This window comes from Leucobacter salsicius M1-8 (genome assembly GCF_000350525.1).
In the GTDB taxonomy this organism is placed as follows: Bacteria; Actinomycetota; Actinomycetes; order Actinomycetales; family Microbacteriaceae; genus Leucobacter; species Leucobacter salsicius.
Genome location: NZ_AOCN01000022.1, coordinates 392,781 through 406,457, shown reverse-complemented (window position 1 = coordinate 406,457; position 13,677 = coordinate 392,781). Strand labels below are relative to the sequence as shown.

Annotated in this window: 8 protein-coding genes; 3 read left to right on the top strand and 5 right to left on the bottom strand. The window is 68.1% G+C overall.

Annotated features, from left to right (window positions below):
- Nucleotides 1-82: 82 nt before the first annotated feature.
- Complete coding sequence (locus C795_RS0110955; RefSeq protein ID WP_017793808.1) at nt 83-940, top strand: hypothetical protein; 858 nt, start codon at nt 83-85, stop codon at nt 938-940.
- Between the two features lie 30 nt (nt 941-970).
- Here C795_RS0110955 and C795_RS0110950 read toward each other — a convergent pair whose 3' ends face one another.
- Complete coding sequence (locus C795_RS0110950; RefSeq protein WP_017793807.1) at nt 971-2,680, bottom strand: ATP-dependent helicase; 1,710 nt, start codon at nt 2,678-2,680, stop codon at nt 971-973.
- Nucleotides 2,677-3,588, bottom strand: coding sequence for an NAD(+) diphosphatase (nudC, locus tag C795_RS0110945; protein ID WP_017793806.1), 912 nt, complete (start codon nt 3,586-3,588; stop codon nt 2,677-2,679). Before nudC ends, C795_RS0110950 begins: the two co-directional genes overlap by 4 nt.
- Before the next feature lie 61 nt (nt 3,589-3,649).
- Between nudC and C795_RS15875 the strand changes: the two genes are divergently transcribed.
- Nucleotides 3,650-4,906 (top strand): phosphotransferase, encoded by a 1,257-nt coding sequence (locus tag C795_RS15875; protein WP_017793805.1) that lies wholly within the window; start codon nt 3,650-3,652, stop codon nt 4,904-4,906.
- Nucleotides 4,907-4,959: 53 nt separating this feature from the next.
- On the opposite strand, the gene C795_RS0110935 is transcribed toward C795_RS15875, so the two are convergent.
- The gene (locus C795_RS0110935; RefSeq protein WP_017793804.1) at nt 4,960-8,385 is read right to left on the bottom strand and encodes an ATP-dependent DNA helicase; all 3,426 of its coding nucleotides are present in this window, start codon (nt 8,383-8,385) and stop codon (nt 4,960-4,962) included.
- Complete coding sequence (locus tag C795_RS0110930; protein ID WP_017793803.1) at nt 8,382-11,654, bottom strand: PD-(D/E)XK nuclease family protein; 3,273 nt, start codon at nt 11,652-11,654, stop codon at nt 8,382-8,384. The genes C795_RS0110935 and C795_RS0110930 overlap by 4 nt, the downstream gene beginning before the upstream one ends.
- Before the next feature lie 184 nt (nt 11,655-11,838).
- Between C795_RS0110930 and C795_RS0110925 the strand changes: the two genes are divergently transcribed.
- Entirely contained in the window at nt 11,839-12,063 is a 225-nt protein-coding gene (locus tag C795_RS0110925; protein WP_017793802.1) for a DUF3107 domain-containing protein, read from the top strand.
- A 127-nt stretch (nt 12,064-12,190) separates the two neighbouring features.
- Here the strand turns inward: C795_RS0110925 and C795_RS0110920 are convergent, their stop codons facing one another.
- Nucleotides 12,191-13,648, bottom strand: coding sequence for a bifunctional phosphopantothenoylcysteine decarboxylase/phosphopantothenate synthase (locus tag C795_RS0110920; RefSeq protein WP_026139622.1), 1,458 nt, complete (start codon nt 13,646-13,648; stop codon nt 12,191-12,193).
- Nucleotides 13,649-13,677 lie beyond the last annotated feature (29 nt).

The following is a 13,677-nucleotide window of genomic DNA, read 5'->3' as shown; positions in this document are numbered from 1 at the left end:
CCGAAATTCGCGGTATCCGCGAGTTTCGGCGCTTGCCTGTGGATAACCCGCACAGGACGGCGTTCCCACGCATACTCGTCGTATGGTGCGGCTCAAGATCAATCCCAATCTCCCCCTCTGCTGGGAAGACCATGAGACGCTGCGAGTCGGGTTTGAAGCCGCGCACGCGCGACTTCATGACCCTTCCCCGGGTGTGCAGCGGCTGCTGTACGCGATGCTGCGCGGCATCGATCCGGATCGCCTCAGCGAATTCGCCCGCGTCGTCGGCATCTCTTCGCGCGAGGCCGAGGGCGTCTTCGCGGCCCTCTCCTCAACTCTTGTCGCGGCCGAGCCAGCCACACGGGAACTGACCCAGCCTCGTACGGGGGCCGGCACAGGTGCTGGCACGGGTGCTGGAACGGGTGCTGACACCCTCAGCATCGCTGTGTGCGACACCGGCCGCCCCGTTCCGGGACTCGTGGAGGCCATCGCGGGCACCGGCCTGTGTCGCCTCGAGCGTGAGGATGAGCAGCATCAACCCGAGCTCGTGATCCTGGTCGATCGGTTCCTGGGGCCGCTCGAGCGCGCCCAGCGCTGGCTTATGGCGGGAGTACCACACCTGCTGTTGCGATTCACCGACACGGCGGTGCATGTGGGCCCCATCGTCGTGTCTCCCGGTGCCCCGTGCCACGCCTGTGTTGCGCTCACTCTCGTCGCCTCCGACCCGGCATACCCGGTACTTGCGGCCCAACTGGCCAATACCGTGCCGCCGAGTGAAACCATCGATTCTGCCGGTGTAGCGGTGGGATATGCGGCAACGCTCATCCGGGATTGGCTCGACGGCGGGCCCCGCGCCCACAACACCCGCATCGTGATCCCCACGAGCTGCGGTCGGGTGCTCTCGCCGCCTCGATTTGAAACGGTCGCCCCGCACCCCGAGTGCGCGTGCGCTCTCGGGTGAGCCGGGCGGTGAGCCGGGCGACCGGAGTAGTCAGACCGCGATGCCCGCCTCAGCGAGGAATCGTGAGGGCACCCGGCGGCCGCGCGCGCCTCCCGCTACCCCCGAGAGCCGCAGCGAGTCTCGTGCGCGAGTGAACGCCACGTAGGTGAGCCGTCGCTCCTCGTCAATGGCTTCCTCGTCGACGGCGTGAGCGATGGGCAGCACCCCTTCGCTCAGGCCCACGACGTGCACGAGCGACCACTCGAGACCCTTCGCCGCGTGGATCGCGCTGAGCGTGACCGCCTGGAGGGTGGGTTCGTGCTGGGTACGCTGGCGTGCAATGAGCTCCTCACTGAACTCCTTGATGCCGGCTCCCTCGGGCATTTCGTCCACGAGCGAGAGCACCGCAGCGAGGGCCTCCCACTTGTCTCGAGCGGCCGCCCCCTCGGGTGCACGGGCGGTCCAGCCGCTCGCACGCAGCACGTCGCTGACGATCTGAAACAGCGGCCTGGTGTCGCCCACCTTCGCCTCGCCCCGAATGAGCATCACTGCCTGACGCACGTCGGCGCGGTCGAAGAACCGCTGCGCGCCGTGCACCCGCGTGTTGATGCCGGCGAGTTGGAGCGCCTGTTCAAAGCGCGCGGACTGGGCATTGGTGCGGTACAGCACGGCGATGTTCGACGGCTCGGTACCCGAGGCGACCGCCTCACGCACCGAGGCCGCCACAGCCGCAGCCTCGTCACCCTCCGAGGCAAACCACTCGAACGACGGGGCCTGCGCGTCCTGCTTTGACAGGCCAGACGCGGCAGGGTCGGGCTCGCGGAACGCGCGCAGGGTCAGCGCTCCCGGCCGATCACGCATTAGTCGGTTCGCGAGACGCACCACCGGCTCGGTCGAGCGATAGTTGCGCTCGAGCTTGATCTGTCTGGCGTGCGGATACTCCGCTCCAAACTTCAGCAGGTAGGAGCTGGATGCCCCGGCGAACGAGTAAATCGTCTGGCTCGCATCGCCAACGACGCACAGGTCATCTCGATTGCCGAGCCACGTTGAGAGCAGCGCGTGCTGCAGCGGCGAAACGTCTTGATACTCATCGACGGTGAAGAAGCGATACCGCTCGCGCACCTGCAGTGCCACCCGAGGCTCCGCCTCGAGCATGCCCGTCATGAGCACGAGCACATCCTCGAAGTCGATTTGCCGACGTTCCTCAAGCAGCGCCGTGTAACCGCGCTGCACGTCCATCACCTGTTCGTGGGTGAGCCCCTGCGGCAGCGGCCTGGCCTCGAGCCGCGCTGCGTAGTCGTCGATGCTCAGCATCGAAGTCTTGCGCCACTCAACTTCAGAGGCAAGGTCTCGCACCGTTTCACCGCTCGCCCGCAGCTTCATGGACTCGAGCACCTGCGACAGGGCGGCCGATTTGCCGGGGACGATCTGCGGGGCTGAACCGCCCACGATGTCAGGCCAGAAGTGCCCCAGCTGAGCGAGCGCCGCGCCGTGGAAGGTCTGGGCTCGCACTCCATCGGCTCCGAGCGCGCGCAGGCGACCCTGCAGCTCGCCCGCCGCCTTGCGCGTAAAGGTCACCGCAAGCACACGATCAGGCGCGTAGACGCCAGTGCGCACGCCGTGCGCAATACGGTGCGTAATGGCTCGGGTCTTGCCCGTACCCGCACCCGCGAGTACGACGACCGGGCCGCGGAGTGCCTCTGCGATTTCGCGCTGGTCGGGGTCGAGCCCCGAAAGGATCGGGTCGGCGTCGCCGCTCATTCGCCCGCCTCACACCACCGGTCGAGCATCCACCGTGCGATCGACAACGGGCCGGGCAGCAGGATGCCGGGCGGTGGGGTGAGCAGTTCGTCGCGGCTGAACCAGCGCAACTCTGAGATCTCATCGGGGTCGGCGTCGAGCGCCTCGGGGTCTTGGCCGGGGGCGAGGAACGCATGAAAACCGAGCATGAGTGAGCGCGGAAACGGCCACGGCTGCGAGGCCACGTAGTTCACGTCGCCGAGCCTGACGCCCGATTCTTCGAATACCTCTCGCCGGGCGGCCTGTTCGAGTGACTCCCCCGCCTCAACAAAGCCGGCCAGCAGTGAGAATCGTCCCGTCTCCCACAGCGCGTTCGATCCCAGCAGCACGCGACCGTCGTGTTCGATCAGCACGATCACCGCGGGATCGGTGCGTGGAAACAGCTCGCGGCCGTGGTCGTCCAGGCGTGCCCAACCGCCCTGAATGGGCCGGGTGCGGCTGCCATCGGCACCCGAAAACTCTGCCGACTCATGCCATCGCAGCAGCGCCGAGGCCGCCGCCACCAGCTCGCGTTCCGATTCGTCCAGGCGCACGGCGATTTCGAAGGTCGGCCGCCACTGGAAATCTGCGTTTGGCATGCTTTCTGGTGCTTCGCCGGGCGCGGCGGCGCACGCAAAGACGGGCGTACCATCGATGCGTCCCAGGAAGACGTGCCCCACCGCGCCATCCGCCGCGACGGGTGTCCAGTCTCCAGTTGTCTCGACGAGCGCCAACCGAGTCTCAGCCGCAATGGGAATCTCCGCACCGCGCACCCTGAGCAGCCGTGCCCGGGGGTCATGCCAGGCCTCGGCAAGGAGCGTCTCACCGAGCCTGGTAGGAGCGTCCCGGTCGAGGGTTCCCTGCGCGAGCGGTGGTACAGCCTGGTTCATCGATTTTCCTCCCTGCGCGTGGCGCAGCCCGGTCACGCGTGCGGATGCCTACGCTGTGTACATGGCCAGCATCCCTCTCACTTTAGCCGCGCTTGCCACCTCCGCGGTTCCAGACCTCACCGTGTTTGGTGCGCGTTCGCTCGGGCAAAGCTCCGATTACGCTGCAGCGGTCATCGTGAGCGCGGATGCCGAGCTGCTCGTGCGGGTACCCCGTACGGAGGCCGCCGAGGCTACGCAGCGGGGTGAATTGCTCGGACTCGCGGCCCTCACCGAGGGGCCGCGATCACAGCTTTCGTTCGCCGTTCCTGAGTCGCGCGGGATCACCCGCGCCGGTCAAACTCGTGCCGTGGTGACCACCCACCTTGCTGGCACGTCCTTTGACATCACCGACCTGCACGATGACGCGCTGCTCATCGATTCGATCGCGCAGGTGATCGCGTCGATTCATTCACTCCCCCTCAGCGTCGCGCAGCAGGGCGGGCTGCCCATTCGCTCGGCCAACGACGCGAGGCTCGCTGCCACACGCACGATTGATCGCGCTGAACAGACCCGCCTGGTCCCCGAGATCGTGCGTCGCCGGTGGCTCAGCGTCGTTGAGGATGCGTCGCTGTGGGACTTCGCGCCAACCATGGTGCATGGCACGCTCAGCGAGGAGCAGCTGCGGGTCGAAGACGACCGGATCACCGGTGTGCTGGGCTGGTCAGGCCTCGCCGTCGACGACCCCGCGCTCGACTTCTTCTGGCTGCTGGGCGCGAGCCCGGCAGTGCTCGACGCTGTGCTGGAGCGGTATGCGGATCTGCACAACCCCGGTGTCCTCGCGAAGCTCAGCTCCCGGATCGCGCTCTATCACGAGCTCGAGGTAGCTCGTTGGCTGCTGCAGGGTGTGGACACTCACGATCAGGAGATCATCGATGACGCGGTCGCCATGCTTGATCGCCTCGTCAGCGGCGGGCACACCCTCACCTCGGCGCTCGCAAAGGCCCGCAGCCGTGCGCCGCTGTCTGCCGATGAGGCTGAGTTGATTCTGAGTGAGACCCCTGAGGTGATCGATTTCTTGTCGGACACCGCAGCGTATGAGGCCCTCGACGAGGATCGCATGTTTGGCGTCGACAACGATTTCCGTGAGACTCCGGCTGACGAGCGCGAGGCTGTCGACACAGACGCTGCAGACGGCACCGATAACACGGACGGCACCCCAAGCGAGGAGACATCCGACGCACTCGCGACCGATGTGTTGACGACCGACGTCCTCGACCCGCAGGCGCTTCGAGACGCAACCTCGCCTTCGCCCAGGGATCCCGACGCTTCAACGCGCTAGCGCGCCCGGCAGCGCCGCTTCAACGGCAGGGTCGATTCAACGGCCCTGCCGCATCAGCTCGCGTCCGGGAATCTGCGTTCGGCAGCTTCTCGCCAAAGCTGTTCGAGTTTGGCGAGGCTGCGCGGGGTGTCGCCGCGCAGCTCGATTCCCTCTGCTACATAGAACAGGGTAACGTCGATGCGCTCGGGCGCAATGCCCGCCCACTGTGCGTAGGCGTGCCGGTATAGGTCGAGCTGGAAGAACCTGCTCTCACGTTCCTCGTCGGTGGCGGGCGCACGGCCCGACTTCCAATCGACTACTTCGAACCGTGGCGCCCCGTCCGCCCCGATCTCTTCGAACACGGCGTCGAGCTTGCAAACCAGCGAGCGCCCCGCGAACGGAAGCACGACTTCCTGCTCGACTGAGATCGGTTGCCGTGCCGCCCACCGTGAACGTTCAAACTGGTCAATGAGGCGCTGTAGCTCGGCGGCGTCTTGGCCCAGGTTTTCTCCCTGGCCCACCTGCTGATCCGGATCGATCTGGGCGATCTCCTCGGACCCACGTGGTTCAAACCCCGCGAGGGTGAGGGCCGTGCCGCGAGCGGTCGTCGCCCGACGTTCGACCCACTCGTGAAACCGGTTGCCGACGCGGGTGCGCCGGAAGGGCCGCTGCGGCACCGGCCTAAGCCGCGTCCGTTCAGCGGTCACGGGATCATCGACGAACTCGTGGAACGTCGACGCGGTAATGCGGGCTGGGAGCGGCACTTCGGCGTCGCCCTGCCGCGTGTGGCGCTCGGCGAGCAGCAGCCGCACCGTCGGGTCAATGAACGAGGCGTCTTTATCAGCGCCCTCATCGTCGACGGCCGCCACGTCGAGCCGGGCCCGCAGCACATCGGCGGCTGCGAAGACGGCCGCGCCGCGCGCCCCGAGCGGGTCGAGCGGCCAGGTGAGGGTCAATTCTTCGCGCTCGCTCGGATCGCTTTCGTGGGCGCTTGCCTCGGGGAGGCCCGAGACCAGGCCCTGTTCCTGCAATTCCAGCAGAAACTCGGAGGGGACGCGTGCGCGGGTCTGGCCGCCCCAGAATGATCCGGTGACGAGCAGCCGGGAGGCGGAGCGCGTGACCGCGACGTAGGCCAGTCGGCGTTCTTCCTGCGCGTGCCGGTCCTTGAGCGCCTGCGCGTATTCGGCGATGCGCTCCTTGAGCTCCTGTTGGGTCTCCGAGATGCGCCAGTTCAGTGCGGGCCTGGCAGCAGCGTCGCCGCGCAGCTCATCGGGGATCTGGCCGGTGCGCAGCCAGCCGTTGCCGCTTCGGGCTTGCCCGGGAAACTCGCCTGCGACGAGCCGTGGCACTGCCACGAGATCCCATTCCAAGCCCTTGGACCCGTGCGCCGTGATGAGGTGAACGGTGTCGGGCGATGGAGCGGCGACGTGTTCGGCGACCTCGTCTGCCTCGGTCGCCCGTTCGATCCATTCGAGCAGCGAGGCGAGGGTGGCCGCGCCGTCAATGGACAGGAACTGGTCGACCAACTGTACGAACGAGTCGATGTTGGCGTGTGCCGCAGACTTGCCGGCGGTCGCCCGCGTCTCGTTGGCGTCGAGTTCGATGTCGAGGCGCAGGGCATACACCGTTTCGGTGATGAGCTCGGTGATGCTGCCACCGACGCCCAGGCGAAGCTCCGCCAGCATCTGGCCGGCCTCGCGCAGTCGCTCGAGGCCCGCGTCGCTCACCCCCGCGAATGCGCGGTGCCGCCCGGGCTTCATGCGTGCGAGCTGATCGAGGGCGTCCACGAGAGTGAATGCGCGGTCGGGGTCTGGCAGCACCCGGTCGGCCTCGCGGTCCCGATCATCGAGCGGCTGCTGGGTCACATCGCGATCGCCGAACCAACGGGCCGCGTCTCGCAGGCCGGCAAGGTCGGCTGCACCCACCTGAAATCTGGGGCCAGTCAGCACCCGGATGAGCTCGCTGCTGGCGTCGGCGTACCAAACGCAGCGCAGCACGCTCACAATGTCGGTGACCTCAGGGGTGGTCAGCAGGCCGCCCAACCCCACGATCCGGTTGGGCACGCCTGCATCGGTGAGGGCCGCAGAGAAGGCCGCCATGTGTGACCGCGTGCGAAACACGACGGCTGCCGTTGGGGGCTTGCCGTGTTCGGCGAGATGAGCTTTTCTCGCGTCGCGCATCCACGCCGCGAGTTCGAGGCGTTCTTCGTGCACAGTCTCGGGGAACCGCCAGTCGAGGGAGCCCGCTGCCGCGCCGGCTCTCGATTCGAGTCGAGGCACCTCGACCGCGGATTCTGCTGCGAGCGGTGCCGAAATCGCGTTGGCTGCGGCGAGCACGCTGACCGGGTTCCGCCAGCTCGTCGAGAGGGAGAGCGTGTCCGCGGGCACGCCCAGTCCGCCGAAGTCCTGGTGGAACGATGACAGGCCCTCGGCCGACGCACCGCGCCATCCGTAGATCGACTGGTGCGGGTCGCCGACGGCCATCACCGGCATGCCCGCGAAGATGCGCGACAGGAACCGGGTCTGCCCCACCGAGGTGTCTTGCACCTCGTCGAGAAGCACCGCACGGTATCGCCGCCGAATGCTGCTCACCGCTTCGGCGGAGCGTTCAATGGTGCGGGTCGCCAACGCCAGCTGGTCCGAGAATTCGAGCAGGCCGCGCCCCTGTTTTTCTTCGGAGTACGCGCGGGCGAGCCGCGTGATGAGTGGGGTCTCCTCGAGGGCTCGCAGCGCGTCGCGCACGGGCGCATAGAGTTTGCCGGTCGCCCCGGATTGGCGCTCTTTCTCGTTGTACGGCAGCTGTGCCACGCGGCCGAACTCGGTTACCACCTGGTCGACACGGTCAAACGAGGTGAGGTTGTCGGCCACCGAGTGGTCGAGCTGCAGGATGTGTCCCACGAGTTTGGCGATCGACAGGTCGCTTGTTACGAGTTCGGGGTCGCGGCTGTCGCGCACAATCGAGCGCGCGAGCCCCCAAGCCGTGGCCTCGTCGATGATCGCTGCACCGGGGGCTACCCCGGCGGCCACCCCGAACTCCTGCAGTACGGCCGCGGCAAACGCGTTGTAGGTGCTCACGTCGGGCAGCTCGAGTCCGTCGGTCAGCAGTGCGACTACTTCGGTGGCACGCGCCTGCTCGGGTTCGCTGAGCAGGCCGCGCTCGGACGCGTCCGTGAGCCGTTCGGCAAAGGTGGCGAGTCTGCCCGCGATGCGTTCGCGCAGCTCTCCCGCCGCCTTGCGCGTGAACGTCAGCCCGAGCACCTCATCGGGGGCCACGAGGCCGTTGGCCACCAGCCAGACGACACGGTTTGCCATCGTCTCGGTCTTGCCGCTGCCGGCCCCGGCCACGACAAGCGCGGTGCCGGCGAGGGGGTGTTCGATGACCGCCTGCTGCTCGGTGGTGGGTGTCAACGGCGTGTTCGGCGGCACGGTCAGGAGTTCGGCGATGCGCTCGGCACTAAACACGACGCCACGCTGCTCGGTCACCGATTCGTAAGCGGTCATGCTCGACTCACCGCCGGAATGATGTGGAGGTGGCAGTCCCCCGGTTTGTACTGATCAGAGCAGTGGTGTTCGACTCGGGCAACGAAATCCCCGGCGGCCATCACCTGAGCGGCCGCGGCGACTCGGTGCATGAATGACTCCCTCATGTCTTCGCTGCTGGGTGCCTGCGCACGTTCAACGAACTCGTTCTTCTTGGTGGCGTCGGGGTGCACGAACAGTAGCCGTGCCCCGCCCGTCACGGTCTCGGGCGGCGTCTCGCCCTCGGGGGTATCGAGCACGAATGATCCGAGTTCAACGCCAAGCTGGTACGCCTGCAACTGAGCGTGTTCGGCGGTTTCATTCGCGGTTGGAACGGTGCGCCCCGTCTTCAGATCGAGCACCGTCACTTCAAGTCGACCGTCCTCGAGCGTGCGCCCTTCCAACCTGTCGGCCGTGCCCCGCAGCAGCGCGCGTTCGATCGTCGCCCGAAAGCGGGCTTCCTGTCCGAGAAGCTCGCGCTGCGACCCCTCGAATTCCCGGAGGTAGCCCGCGAGCCCCTCGACCATCGATTGCGCGGTGCGCTCGGAGCGCTGAGATTCCCAGTCGGTGTCAAACTGCAGTTTGGACCACTGCGTCATCACCGCGTCGAGCAGCTTGGCAGGGTCGGGCTCGTTGACCGTCTCAAAGGCGTGGTGCACGAGCGTGCCGATGTTGGCCTGCAGGTTACTGCGGCCTCCGCCGAGGGCCGCGACGGCCCAGTTCAATGGGCATTCTTCGGCGCGCTCTAGCTGCGACGGGCTCACGGGCACCAGCGCCTCGGGGTCACCCGCAAGGTCGATGAGTGGGCGCTGAGTACTAGGGCCGCGCACCCCATACCAGGTGTCAGGGTGTGCCCCCGGAAGGCCTTCAGCGGCGAGCGCCGCGAGGGTGTGCATGGCCACCGTGTTGGTCGGATCTTGCACGAGCTCCCGTCGCATCTCTGCGGTGGCTCCGCGCAGTGTGAGTCGGGAGCTCGGCAACCCGTCGCAGCGATGCGCCTCGCCGAAGCGAAAGAATGCTGAGGGGTGCTGTTCGTCGTCGGCGACAGCCACGACGAGGAGGTCGTCACTCGCACGGCTGCAACTCAGCGTCAGCAGCCGCAGTTCGTCATGGATCGTGTCCCGGCGTGACGGCGTGCTCGCCTGGCCGCCCCGAAGCCACCGTTCGAGTGCGGTCGCCCCGAGCAGCATGCCTCGGGCCCGCAGGTTGGGCCAGCTGCCGTCTTGCAGCCCGAGCACCGCGACGGCCGCAAACTCACGCCCGATCGCCCCCTGTGGGGTCGTCACGGTTACCATCTGCCGGTCAGACTGACGTGCCAGCGAGTCCTCGGGAAGCGTGTTCTCCATGAGGTCGGTGAGGAGCTCGGCGATGGGCTGTGCGCTGTCGTTTTCCTCGTGTCGCTGCAACGCAAAGAACAGCCCCATCGCGGCGTCAAGGGCCCGGTTGGCCTCGTCGGCCCGCGCCGGCCTGCCGTCCAGTGCCTCAGCCTGGAGCTTGTCGGCGAGCTTCGTGCGGTCCCACACGGCCCAGAGGGTCTCGCGGGCGGTGCCACCGGCCAACCGCACCCGAGCCCCGGCCTCGGCTACAAGCCCGATCTTGCGCAACGCCCGGCCGCCCGCGCTGTCGACCACCGGCTCTGATCCGGGTGTGCCAAAGGCTTGAAACACCCGCTCCTCGATGGGTACCGGGTCCCGCCCAGCCGCGGCGGCTGCCCGCCGCTCGCTGATGAGCAGTTCGCGACGCAACCGACGCCTGGCGACTGGGTCGAGCCCACCGATGGGGCCGCTCACGATGTCGAGCACGTCGGCTGCTCCGAGCTGCTCGTACCCGAGGGCGTGCCGCAGCAGCGTGACGAGGTCGCGCACCAGTTGGTGTTCCCGCAGCACAATGCCACCCGCGGCAAGCGCCGTGGGCACCTGGTGCAGGGCCAGCGCACGGGACGTGCGAATCGCTTCGCCACGACTGCGGCAGATCACTGCCATGTCGCCCCAGTCGAGCGGGTCGCCGCCGTCGAGCCCGAGTCTGCGCGAGCGCAGCTGATGGGCCACGATGCCCAGCTGGTCGGTGACCGACTCCGCAAGGGTGAAGCGCAGTCGCGGTGTATCCCGAGTGGGCCCCTGCTGGCGCGACGCTATCGTCTCGGCGGCATCGGCATCCACATCGGCCCCGACTGCCGCAGCAGCCCCAGCGATCCCAATAGCCGCGCGCTGTGCCCCCGCCCCGCGCGCGCCGACACGACCACTCAGGTCGCGCACCAGCTCGCGCAGCGCACCGCGCTGCCTATGGGACTGCACCAGTACAACCCGCTGCTCACGCTCGCGCGCGGCGCCGCTGCCACCCCGGCGCACCAGCTCGCGCTCGGGATGCACTGCAAGCTCGCTCGCCTCACCCTGAAATGCAGCCGTCGAGACATCGGGGTCACCAAACGCCCACACCGTGCTGCCGCGCGCAGCGCAGGCCGCAACAAGGGCGAGGGACCCTTCTCCGATCTCTTGCGCATCGTCCACCAAAATGAGACGCGGCAGACGCATCCGTGCGGACGCGTCGATGCCTCCCTCGGCGAGCACAAGCGCGGCGGCCGCCCGCAGCAGCGCACTCGACGTGAACTCCCCCGGTCGTTCGACCGCCAGCTTCTGCGCCACCACATCGATCACCTCAAGCCCGGCCGCCCAGCGCTCGGCAAGGCCCCGATCTGGAGCCAAGGTTTGGGCGTCGCGCACCGCTTCAGCCGCCGCCGCCCGCACCTCGCTCGCGAGCTCGGCTCGACCTCGGGCGTAGTCGTCACTCACCCGCCACAGCTCGCGCAGCTCCCCGCGAAACGTCGGACCCACGAGTACCTCGGGCGGGAACACGCCGACGCTGGCGACCCCCGCCCCCGAGTCACCCTCGAGCAGCTGCGCAATCGCCTCGTCTTGCACCGTTCCGGTGAGGAGTCGCGGGGCTTCTTGACTGTGGAGTGCAGCCCCGCGGGCAAGAATGGAGAACGCCAGCGAGGTCGCCGTGCGCGCTGCGGTGCCTCCCATTGCGACGTCGGCGCGGGCTTCGATCTGCTGCCGCAGGGCGGCCGCGCTGAGCCTGTTTGGGGCGAGCGACAGTACGTCTTCCTCGCCCCACCCCGACAGACCCAGCGCACGCACGTGGGCCTCGACGAGGGTGGCCGTTTTTCCGCTGCCCGGCGCCCCCAGCACGCTGGCATGCAGCCCCGGGTCGAGCGCGAGTACGGCACGCTGCGAATCGTCGAAATCGATCATGGCCACAGCCTACTGGCGGCGTCCGACATCGCCGGGCGCGGCATCGTTCGGCTGCGCTCAGGGCGAACGAGGCACTTCGCTTCAGCGCGACCAAGCCCATCGCCCCTAGACTCAAGACAGGTATTCACGCCCAGGCATCTGCCGGGCACCCGTGGCCTCGCGCCACCGCATTCAAGGAGGCACCGTGGAAGTTCGCATCGGCATCAAGGATTCCCCCCGTGAGCTCACCCTCGAGACCGACCAGGCAGCTGCAGACGTGCGCAAGCTCGTCGAGGAGGCCATCTCAGGCGATGCTCCGCTGGTCGCGTTGACGGACGCCAAGGGCAACCAGTTTCTGATCGCCACGCGCTCCATTGCGTACGTCGAGCTCGGCGGCGAGACGACTCGCAAGGTCGGCTTCATCAGCTAAATTTGGCGCAACGCTGACGCCGGCAATGGTCTGACGCTCAGCGATCGACAGCGAACCCACCGCCCCGTGAACCACTAGGTTTCGCGGGGTGGTGGGTTCAGTCGTTTCTGGGGCGTGAACGTACCCGCTACAGCTCGCGCAGTTCCTCGCGCACCGCGTCGAGCAACCGATCGGCGACCCGCCGCTTGCTGCCCGAGGACCGAGTCACGACGTGACCATCCGCGTCGAGCACCATCAGCGCATTCTCGGCCGATTCGAACCCGGCCTCCCAGCCGACGGCGTTGACCGCCAGCAGGTCGACGCCCTTGCGCGCGAGCTTGCGCAGCCCGCGTTCAAGCAGTTCCTCATCGCTTTCCACCGTCTCGGCAGCAAAGCCCACGATGATCTGGTCCGCAACGCGCTCGCGCACGAGGCCCACGAGAATGTCGGGGTTCTCAACGAGCGTGAGTGTCGGCGCCTCACCGGGCGCATCTTCCTTGCGAATCTTGTGGTCGGACTGCTGCGCGACCCGATAGTCGGCCACCGCCGCCGCCATCACGATGGCCTGCGCTCCCGCGGCCGCGGCCCGTGCGGCCTCCTCGAGCTCGGCCGCTGTGCCGACGGGCACGATGCGTACGCCCGCGAGGTCACGCACGGGGGCGAGCACCGATTCATCAATATTGGCGGCCAGCAGCACGACCTTCGCACCGCGCAGCGCGGCGGCCGCGGCGACCGCGGCACCCTGCCGCCCGCTCGATCGGTTACCCAGGTAACGCACCGGATCAATCGGCTCCCGCGTGCCACCCGCGGTCACCAGCATGCGCACGCCCAGAAGATCCTGCGCGGGCAACGGCTCGCCCGGCTCCTGCGCAAACCACGCTGCCGCGACTGCGGGGGCAGGCGGCAAGGCCGCCGTCTCGCCCGTGGCCCCAGCGCCATCCGCGTCGAGCGCCTCCGGCTCAACGCCCTCGGCAACAAGGCTGTCGGCCTGAGCAGCCTCGGTAGCATCGGGGCCCGCCGCGGCAACGGGATCCGGATCAACACCGGGCGTCGCGCTCGCGTCGCCCTCGGCGCCCGAGATCTCGCCCAGCAGCGCGAACGCACGTGCCGCGATCTCCTCGGGCGCGCTCATGCGGCCTGGGCCCGAGTCGTCTCCGGTAAGCCGGCCGCTGTCGGGCCCCACCAGGTGCACGCCGCGGGAACGCAGGATCGCGATGTTGTCTTGGGTCGCGGGGTGCTGCCACATCTCGGTGTGCATCGCGGGCGCGATCAGCACGGGCGCCCGGGTCGCGAGCAGCGTCGTGCCGAGCAGGTCGTCAGCGAGGCCCGCGGTCATGCGCGCGATCGTGTTGGCGGTCGCGGGCGCGACGATCACGAGGTCGGCTCGCTGACCGAGCGCCACGTGCCGCACCTCGGGTACGTCCTCGTGCACCGAAGTGGTCACGGGGTGACGGCTAATCGCTTCCCAGGTGGGCTTGCCCACGAACCGGAGCGCGTCCGCGGTCGGCACGACATGCACGTCGTGCCCGTCCTCTACGAGCAGCCTCGCGAGCAGCACTGCCTTGTACGCGGCAATGCCGCCGGTCACTCCCAAAACGATGTTCACGGATTCATCTTCGCACTTTTCGCGCGCCG

Coding starts and splice junctions, on each gene's coding strand:
- C795_RS0110955 (WP_017793808.1), top strand. CDS start 83: ATGGTGCGGCTCAAGATCAATCCCAATCTCCCCCTCTGCTGGGAAGAC.
- C795_RS0110950 (WP_017793807.1), bottom strand. CDS start 2,680: ATGAGCGGCGACGCCGACCCGATCCTTTCGGGGCTCGACCCCGACCAG.
- nudC (WP_017793806.1), bottom strand. CDS start 3,588: ATGAACCAGGCTGTACCACCGCTCGCGCAGGGAACCCTCGACCGGGAC.
- C795_RS15875 (WP_017793805.1), top strand. CDS start 3,650: ATGGCCAGCATCCCTCTCACTTTAGCCGCGCTTGCCACCTCCGCGGTT.
- C795_RS0110935 (WP_017793804.1), bottom strand. CDS start 8,385: ATGACCGCTTACGAATCGGTGACCGAGCAGCGTGGCGTCGTGTTTAGT.
- C795_RS0110930 (WP_017793803.1), bottom strand. CDS start 11,654: ATGATCGATTTCGACGATTCGCAGCGTGCCGTACTCGCGCTCGACCCG.